Here is a 7680-nt window from a genome sequence, read left to right as displayed (position 1 = left end):
CCAGACTGAACGCTATGCCCGGTTATGTGAGCACTACGGAATGACGCCGTCCCGTAATAACAGCGGCCGGGGTCATGAAAACGGCTCGGTTGAATCCGCCCACGGACATCTTAAAGAGCGTATCCGTTAACGGGCGCAATCTGCCTGATAACGCCTTCAGTGCGGCGGTGTCGCTGACATTTCGTACAGGCTGCGGCAACATGCGCACCTCAACGCTTTTTAGTTTGCTGCGGTCAGGGCAGGTTAAAGCCGCCTGCGGACAGTTCACGCGCTGGGTGTGGAGTGGCGGCAAGGTGCTCCCCGGACTGGAGACCCGCGCAGGGAACGAGAAGGCGCTTTGTGAGGATGGTCTGAAATGAACCTGGTCTGTTTTATCATCGCAGGAATTCTTGCCTGTCATGGTCAGCAAGGCTGGGGCTGGTTTCTGTTTATCGGAGTGCTGTTGTCATGACCTGGCTGATAATGAACTGGAAATATTTAGGCGTGCTTATTATGTGTCTGGCGATAGTTGGTTTTGCCGCTGTGGGAAGCCGCTACAAAGAAAAATACACAGTAGCGCAGGCTCAGGCCGACCAGCGTCAGGAAACAATCAACGACATGCAGCGCCGGCAAAAATCAGTTGCGGCACTCGATGCGCAATACACAAAGGAACTTGCAGATGCTAAAGCAACTATCAATCAGCTGCATGATGATGTGTCTGCTGGCCGCCGCAGGTTGCAGCTCAACGCCACCTGCCCGAAGCAATCCACCGCCGCCCCCGGCAAGTTGGGCGATGCAGGAGCCGCCACCATTACAGCAGATGCTGAACGGGATTATTGGCGTCTCAGAGACGGAATCAGCACCGTCACAAAACAGGTGAAATATTTGCAGCAGTACATCAGAGAGCAGTGCCTGAAGTAAACACCACAAAATATCAGGAGGTCGCCACCCGGCGGCCTTTTTTATGCAGTAAATCCCCGCGTCATGCCCGATGCATTCAAAACCGCAGAGCCTTACAGAAACAAGCCTCGGAGAAATACTGGTTAAGGCCGGTAGCCGTCTCTGTGGGCCAGTATTTCTGGGCAACGAGGCTCGTTTTTATAAGGTAACTACCGATGAAAGAACTGACATTTAAAGATCACTCAGTTGTGCCATTTGATAATGGCGATGGGAAGATATGGTTCACTGGCGAGCAGCTTGCGGATCTACTCGGATACGCAGACAGCAAAAAGGTATCCAACATCTGCAATCGTCATAAGGATGAGTTCACTGAGAGTATGACTGACATTCTCAAAGTGAGGACCAGTAATGAAAACAATGAGATACAGTATACTAGCGTAAGGGCCTTTTCAGTGAGAGGGTCACACCTGGTTGGGATGCTATCTCGAACGAAAGTAGCTAAGGATTTGAGGATCTGGCTGCTGGACCTGGTTGAGAAAGAAGCTGGCGTTGAAATCGAAGCTCTTGACGTGCAAAGTCTGGCGCAACTGGCGGGTCAGGGCATTCACGATGCCATAGCGACATTTGACAAGAAATCCTTCAAACATCGCGGTCAGAAAGGTAGCGGACTGATGGCACAGCGCAAGCGCGACATCAAACGAGTAAAAGAGGCAACGCTGCTGGCGCTGAAGTTGACGCAATTTGCCATCCCTGACCTCGGTGACTTCCCTGATGGGGAGCCAGCATGAACCACGTCCGGTTCATAGAGGAGAACGTTATCTCTGAGCTGGAGAAGCAGGGCTTCGATACAGATGTTGCTCACATCGGAGCACGTGAGGCGGTGGCGTTCTACCACCGCTCTGCTTCAGCCAGCAGAAAAGGTAAGCAGTTCGACGACTGCCTGAGCATTGCAAAGGCCTGGGCGCAAAAGTACCAGCCTAAAAAGAAAAAGTGAGAGCCTCTTTCATAACGGCTTTCAGAATAAATCACCAGGAATTAACTGAATCGCAGAATCCGGGCTTTTATCGCCGGGAGCACCCGTGAGCGAGACTACGACAAAATAACAGGAGCAAATAATGGAAATTAAGTTGGTCAAATACTGGAAAGTAGAGCTATTCGGGCAGCAGCCTGAATCTGTTATAACGCAAATGTTGGCGGAAAAAAGGAAACCATTCTTTACCGGCTATTCAAAGGAGCAGGTCAACCCACAAAAACTTCACGGTAGCGAATTTATTTCTCTTGCCCCGTCACCTGATTCCTTAGAACTTCAGGCCATCCGGCTTTATCGGGTTGGTGAAATTAAATGCAGCCCGGTTTACGAACAGGAAGCTGACTCTTTTGCAGAAGCTGCAGAGCCACTGATTAAGTGGATGGCTGAAAATACTCACCCTCACCACAGCGCTATCGTAACCAGTACAGGTGCAGAGCTGCTTATGAGCGAGCGGGTACATAACACTGACAAATAACTTAAAGACTGACATTACAGCAGATATTGCCTGAGTGCCTGCGATAATGCCAACCTCTCAGTAACCAACATGACTAAAACCTTCATCTGCATCGCCAGCGGGCCATCACTGACGGCTGAGGATTGCTTACTGGCTGCATATTCGACTCACCCGGTTATAGCCGTTAACTCAAGCTGGGCTGCTGTGCCGAACTGCCAGAATATTTACGCCGCCGACTTCAGCTGGTGGGAGAAATATCACAGTGATATTCCACCTGGTGCCCGGTGCTGGACCAGCAGCGTTTCAGCCACGCACCGCTACGGGCTGAATTATTTCCCCCACCCGGACAACGAATCATTCAACTCCGGGCTTCGTGCGATACAGCTTGCCATCAGGCTGGGTGCAGGTCGTGTTCTGCTACTTGGGTATGACTGCAGTATTGACGCCAGCTCACACTGGCACGGCGACCACCCGGTGGTGCTGAAGAACCCTGACAAGTCCAGCGTAACGCGCTGGCATGCTGAATTTTCCCGACTGGCCGCCACGCTCAGCGGCGCAGAAATACTGAACTGCTCGCGTCGTTCGGCGCTGGAGTGTTTCCCGCTTTCAACCATTGAGGCCGCACTTAATGTCTGAAACCTCATCAACTGAAACATGGGAATGGATCCCGGCGTCGAAAAAACCAGGAAAGCGACGCCTGTCGCAGATGCTCCCTTAAGGATCCATATGTACAGATATAACCCTTCCGAAAGTATTTTTGCGGGGATGTCTGGTCGTTTCCTTCCGCGATACCGGCGCTGGTGATGGCCGGTCGGATCTGGCAGGACGCTGAGCGTGCTACTGCGCTGGTTATCTCAGCGGGTCCGGTTCACCCGGCCTTTATGCCGCTGAGCGTGGAGGTAACCGATGTCACAGACTGACGATGAACTGGTCCTCGAAACGAATGGCGTGGCGATTCAGGGGTGGGATCGAATAGCGGTGACGCGGGGTATCGAGCGGCTGCCATCGTCATTCAGCCTGAGCCTGCTTGACCTGTACCCCGGCAGCGACGATCGGCAGCGGGTCCGGCCTGGTGAAAGCTGCCGTGTTCTTCTGGGTCAGGATGTTGTGCTGACGGGCTATATCGACAGATGGTCACCCGTAATCTCTCCCGCGCGTCATGAAATCAGAGCCACTGGCCGGAGTAAATGCCAGGACCTGGTGGATTGCAGCGCGGAGTGGCCATCGAATGTTATCAGCAATGCAGACGCGCCGGGGATAGCCCGGCGCCTGGCGGCACCCTATGGCATTTCCGTTACGACAGATGTGACAGGGATCCGCTCAGTCCCTCAGTTCACGTTGAACTGGGGAGAGTCGCCGCAGGAGGTTATTGACAGGGTAACCCGCTGGGCGGGTCTGCTTTATTACGACCTCCCTGACGGTAACCTTTACCTGACCCGGGTTGGTGATAAACGTGCAGCCAGCGGACTGGAAGAGGGCGTGAATGTCGAGCATGCCTGGTATGAAGAGTCCATGGATGAACGGTTTTCTGACTATACCGGCGTATCGATGAATTTCACGCCGGTTGGTGAGGCCGGAGACGCGGGCTATGACGCGGTCACACTGGCGACTGCGCGCGACCCGGAGGCTGCCTCAATGCGCTACCGGAAGCGGATCATCATGGTGGAAAGCACGCTGGTGGCCCGGGATATGGCTACCGACTGCGTTAACTGGGAAATGAACCGGCGTTATGGGCGTTCCCGGATCCTTCGAGTGGTGACGGACAGCTGGCGCGACAGCTCGGGAGCACTCTGGGAGCCCAATACGCTGGTGCCGGTTCATTTGCCGACTCTGGCGGTTGAGCCGCGGGATTTGCTGCTGGCCGAAGTGACTTACCTCCGCGATGACGACGGTACGCATGCGGAAATGGTGCTGTTGCCGCCGGCCGCATTTGCCATACAACCCTATGCTTTCTATTCAAACTTACTGGAGCTGACATGAATGATGCTCTTGCACGGCTATACCGTCGTATCACTATGCTGGTGGGGATCGGAAGGACAACGGGCGTCAGCGATGACAGTGGGACGACGCAAAAACTGCAGTATAAAACCCCCTTTGACATTCGTGGTGACACGCTGCGAATGACGGAGTTTGGTTTCTCCTCCGGCCTGCCGGCAGGGAGTGACGTTCTTATTCTGAGTCTGGGAGGCGATCGCTCCAGCCAGGTCATCGTTGCGACCAACCATGGCTCAACCCGCTACGGAAATCTAAATCCCGGGGAAACGGTCATCTATGACGCTCAGGGTAAATCGGTGTTACTGGGCAAAGAACAGCTAACGGTGACGTGTGCCGGGCAGGATATCGAGGTACTGGAAGCCCGGAACGCGACGATTACCGCCAGCGTTAAGGTACGGTTTGAGGCTCCGCTGGCGGAGTGTACCGGCGATATTGTTGACAACTGTGATTCCAACAGCGTCAGCCTGAAAGCGCTGCGTGAGGCTTATAACGCCCATGGACATGAGGTGAAAAACGTTCAGGGCGGCAACGATGCGCGCACCAGTGAAAAAACCAACAAGGGGGTCTGATGGCCGATATCAGGACTGGCTGGCAGACAGACGCCGGGGTTGCCGGCTGGCAGGAAGATGCGCATGACCTGGTGAAGGGGGATGACATTGAAACGGCGGTACTCATCAGCCTGTTCAGCGACCGGCTGGCGGATAAAGATGACGTGACCGATGACGGCAACCGTCGGGGATGGTGGGGGGATACAGGAGAAGATGTGCTGCTGGGGTCCCGTCTGTGGTTACTGAACCGCAGCCCGCTTTCCCGTGCGGTGGCCAGAAAAGCAGAAGTGTATGCCGAAGAGGCGCTGGACTGGCTGGTGTCGGATGGTGTGCTGTCCGCTGTCAGCGCGACAAGCCGGATTGTGTGGCCGGACCGGCTTTATCTGACCATTCTGTTGTTCCGTCCGGACGGCAGCAAACAGGAATATCAATTCAGATGGCTGTGGGGAGAGAACAATGCCGTATCAGCGACCTACGCTCAGTGAGTTACGCAGCCGGAACCGACAGTTCATTACCTCGGAGCTGGAGAACACCGGTGAGCTGCTGAGATTTTCAAATTTACGGATCATGGCCGATATGGATGCGGGCATGAGCCATCTGCATTTTTCCTACCTCGACTGGATCGCCAGGCAAAGTAATCCGTTTACCGCAGAGGATGAATGGCTGGCGGCGTGGGGAGCGCTGAAAAATGTGTATCAGAAGGATGCCACCGCCGCGACCTGCCCGAAGATCATGTTTAAAAAGGGGAATGAGGGTGCCGTTATTCCGTCCGGCAGCCTGCTGAACCGGAATACGGGCGTTCAGTACCGACTTGACCATACGGTGACGATAGGTGCAGATAAAACCGGAACCGGCAGCATTACAGCCGTGTTACCCGAAACCGGCAGTAGTCTGAGTGTGGCGGATGGCAATGCGCCGGCGGGAACGACGCTGACGCTGGACAGCGCAATTGATGGTGTGGACAGTGCTGTGGTGGCGGTTGAGGCCATTTCCGGCGGCGCGAATATGGAAAGTCAGGAGGCCTTCCGGCAACGGGTGCTGCAGGCGTACCAGTCTGTTGCTGAAGGTGGCAGCGAGGATGACTACAGGCGCCGGGCGCTGGAGGTTCCCGGCGTTACCCGTGCATGGGTGGTTCCCCGGATACTGGGTGCAGGCAGCGTGGGGCTTTATTTCATGTGCGATGGCGACGACAGGACAAACCACGGTTTTCCTGTAGGGACCGATGGCGTTGCGACCAAAGAGACATACTACTATGGGAAAGCAACCGGGGACCAGCTGCGCGTCGCTGACTATATTTTCCCACTTCGTCCGGCCACCACGCTGGTATGGGCGTGTTCCCCTCTGCAGAACGTCATTGATTTTGATATTGGCGGTATCCCGGATGCCGGTGCTGATGTGGTTGCTGCGATAGAGAGCGCCATCGACGAAGTGTTTTTTGATAATGGTGCGCCTGGCGGGAAAATATTTATATCGGATCTTACCCTCGCCATTGGTGGCATCGACGGCACGCGCGGTTTCGTTATGAACAAACCTGCAGGGACATTTATTCAGCTCAACGCGGGTGCGCTTCCGCTGCGCGGTAAAATTGAGTTCAGCGGGAAGGGGAAAACGTGAGCCGTTACAGTGAACATGAATACGCATCAGCGCTCGGAAAATTGCTGCCGCGCGGTAAGGCGTGGCTGTGTGAGCCTGGTAGTGTGAAGGGGAATGTGCTGCTGGGCCTGGCAAAATCCTTTGCTGCCAGCGATACGGCAGCGTTATCTCTTCTTCGCAATGCCTTTCCGGCGACAGCAGGATCGCTCCTGACTGACTGGGAGCAGGCGCTGGGCCTGCCAGATGACTGCTCCATCGGGGAAATGACCACGATAGCTTTGCGGCGCGCTGCGGTGGTGACGAAACTGACCAGCAGCGGCAGCCTCTCAGTCACATCGCTGATTAACGCGCTGGCCCGATCCGGCTACACCATCACGGTTACGGAGTTCAGACGTGCGCGCTGCGGTTTATCAGCCTGTGGCAATGCGCTGAATGGCGATGACTGGCCGCTGGTGCTGCAGGTGAACGTGCCGGAAACCACGATACAGCGTGCTAAGTGTGGGCAGGCTCACTGCGGTGACCCACTCAGAACCTGGGGGAATAAAACGCTGGAATGCATTCTCAGGCGGCTGGTGGCGCCTGATATCATTCTGCGCATCAATTACATTCCCACGCCTTCTTAATCCCTTAAGTTCCCCTTCTTTATTTAATAATCGCTTAACGGTGAGGATAACTCATGCTCAAAATAGGTGATCTTACTGATACCGCAGATGGTAGTGGTGAGTGGACAGATGGCAGTGTGGCGGGAAATATCCAGCCAACAGAAATAATGGGAGGATGGCTGACGACGGTACAACGTGAGTTAATCGCCGTTCTGACCGCCGCGGAAATGCTGCCTGATAAAACAAATGATGCCCAGGTGATTGCTGCCATTCATAAACTGATCCAAAAATCAGCGGATGAAAACTCGGGGGTGCCTGTCGGTGCACCCATCTCCTGGCCGTCAGACGTAACCCCTGCTGGTTATGCTCTGATGCAGGGGCAGACGTTCGACAAGGAAAAATACCCGAAACTGGCGACAGCATACCCTCCGGGCAGGCTGCCGGATATGCGAGGCTGGATTATAAAGGGTAAACCGGAAAGCGGTCGCGCCGTGCTCTCGGTGGAGCAGGACGGCATTAAAAGCCATGCGCACACGGCCTCCGTCAGCAATACCGACCTGGGAAGGAAGATGACCAGCT

12 protein-coding genes are annotated in these 7680 nt (G+C 54.9%); all 12 read left to right on the top strand.

Annotated features, from left to right (window positions below; genetic code table 11):
• The first annotated feature begins 74 nt into the window (after positions 1-74).
• Complete coding sequence (locus BTJ39_RS23850; RefSeq protein WP_078005153.1) at positions 75-359, top strand: glycoside hydrolase family protein; 285 nt, start codon at positions 75-77, stop codon at positions 357-359.
• An 88-nt stretch (positions 360-447) separates the two neighbouring features.
• A complete protein-coding gene (locus BTJ39_RS23845; protein ID WP_078005152.1) occupies positions 448-900 on the top strand; it encodes a lysis protein in 453 nt (150 codons plus the stop codon).
• Between the two features lie 194 nt (positions 901-1094).
• On the top strand, positions 1095-1667 hold the full coding sequence (locus BTJ39_RS23840) for a BRO family protein (RefSeq protein WP_078005151.1): 573 nt from the start codon (positions 1095-1097) through the stop codon (positions 1665-1667).
• Positions 1664-1873, top strand: coding sequence for a hypothetical protein (locus BTJ39_RS23835; RefSeq protein WP_078005150.1), 210 nt, complete (start codon positions 1664-1666; stop codon positions 1871-1873). Before BTJ39_RS23840 ends, BTJ39_RS23835 begins: the two co-directional genes overlap by 4 nt.
• A 121-nt stretch (positions 1874-1994) precedes the next feature.
• Positions 1995-2384 (top strand): hypothetical protein, encoded by a 390-nt coding sequence (locus BTJ39_RS23830; RefSeq protein ID WP_078005149.1) that lies wholly within the window; start codon positions 1995-1997, stop codon positions 2382-2384.
• 69 nt (positions 2385-2453) lie between these two features.
• On the top strand, positions 2454-2999 hold the full coding sequence (locus BTJ39_RS23825) for a hypothetical protein (protein WP_078005148.1): 546 nt from the start codon (positions 2454-2456) through the stop codon (positions 2997-2999).
• A gap of 270 nt (positions 3000-3269) precedes the next feature.
• The gene (locus BTJ39_RS23820; protein WP_078005147.1) at positions 3270-4343 is read left to right on the top strand and encodes a phage baseplate assembly protein; all 1074 of its coding nucleotides are present in this window, start codon (positions 3270-3272) and stop codon (positions 4341-4343) included.
• A complete protein-coding gene (locus BTJ39_RS23815) occupies positions 4340-4927 on the top strand; it encodes a phage baseplate assembly protein domain-containing protein (RefSeq protein WP_078005146.1) in 588 nt (195 codons plus the stop codon). Before BTJ39_RS23820 ends, BTJ39_RS23815 begins: the two co-directional genes overlap by 4 nt.
• Positions 4927-5391, top strand: a complete 465-nt coding sequence (locus BTJ39_RS23810) for a phage GP46 family protein (RefSeq protein ID WP_078005145.1) — start codon at positions 4927-4929, stop codon at positions 5389-5391. Before BTJ39_RS23815 ends, BTJ39_RS23810 begins: the two co-directional genes overlap by 1 nt.
• A complete protein-coding gene (locus BTJ39_RS23805) occupies positions 5363-6520 on the top strand; it encodes a baseplate J/gp47 family protein (RefSeq protein WP_078005144.1) in 1158 nt (385 codons plus the stop codon). Before BTJ39_RS23810 ends, BTJ39_RS23805 begins: the two co-directional genes overlap by 29 nt.
• Positions 6517-7122, top strand: coding sequence for a YmfQ family protein (locus BTJ39_RS23800; RefSeq protein WP_078005143.1), 606 nt, complete (start codon positions 6517-6519; stop codon positions 7120-7122). The genes BTJ39_RS23805 and BTJ39_RS23800 overlap by 4 nt, the downstream gene beginning before the upstream one ends.
• 53 nt (positions 7123-7175) lie before the next feature.
• Positions 7176-7680, top strand: a 505-nt coding sequence (locus tag BTJ39_RS23795) for a phage tail protein (RefSeq protein ID WP_139356411.1), incomplete at its 3' end; no start/stop codon positions are given.

It is taken from the genome of Izhakiella australiensis, from assembly GCF_002006995.1.
GTDB lineage: Bacteria > Pseudomonadota > Gammaproteobacteria > Enterobacterales > Enterobacteriaceae > Izhakiella > Izhakiella australiensis.
The sequence above is the reverse complement of the archived record's forward strand: the minus strand, read 5'-3'. Positions and strand labels throughout refer to the sequence as shown.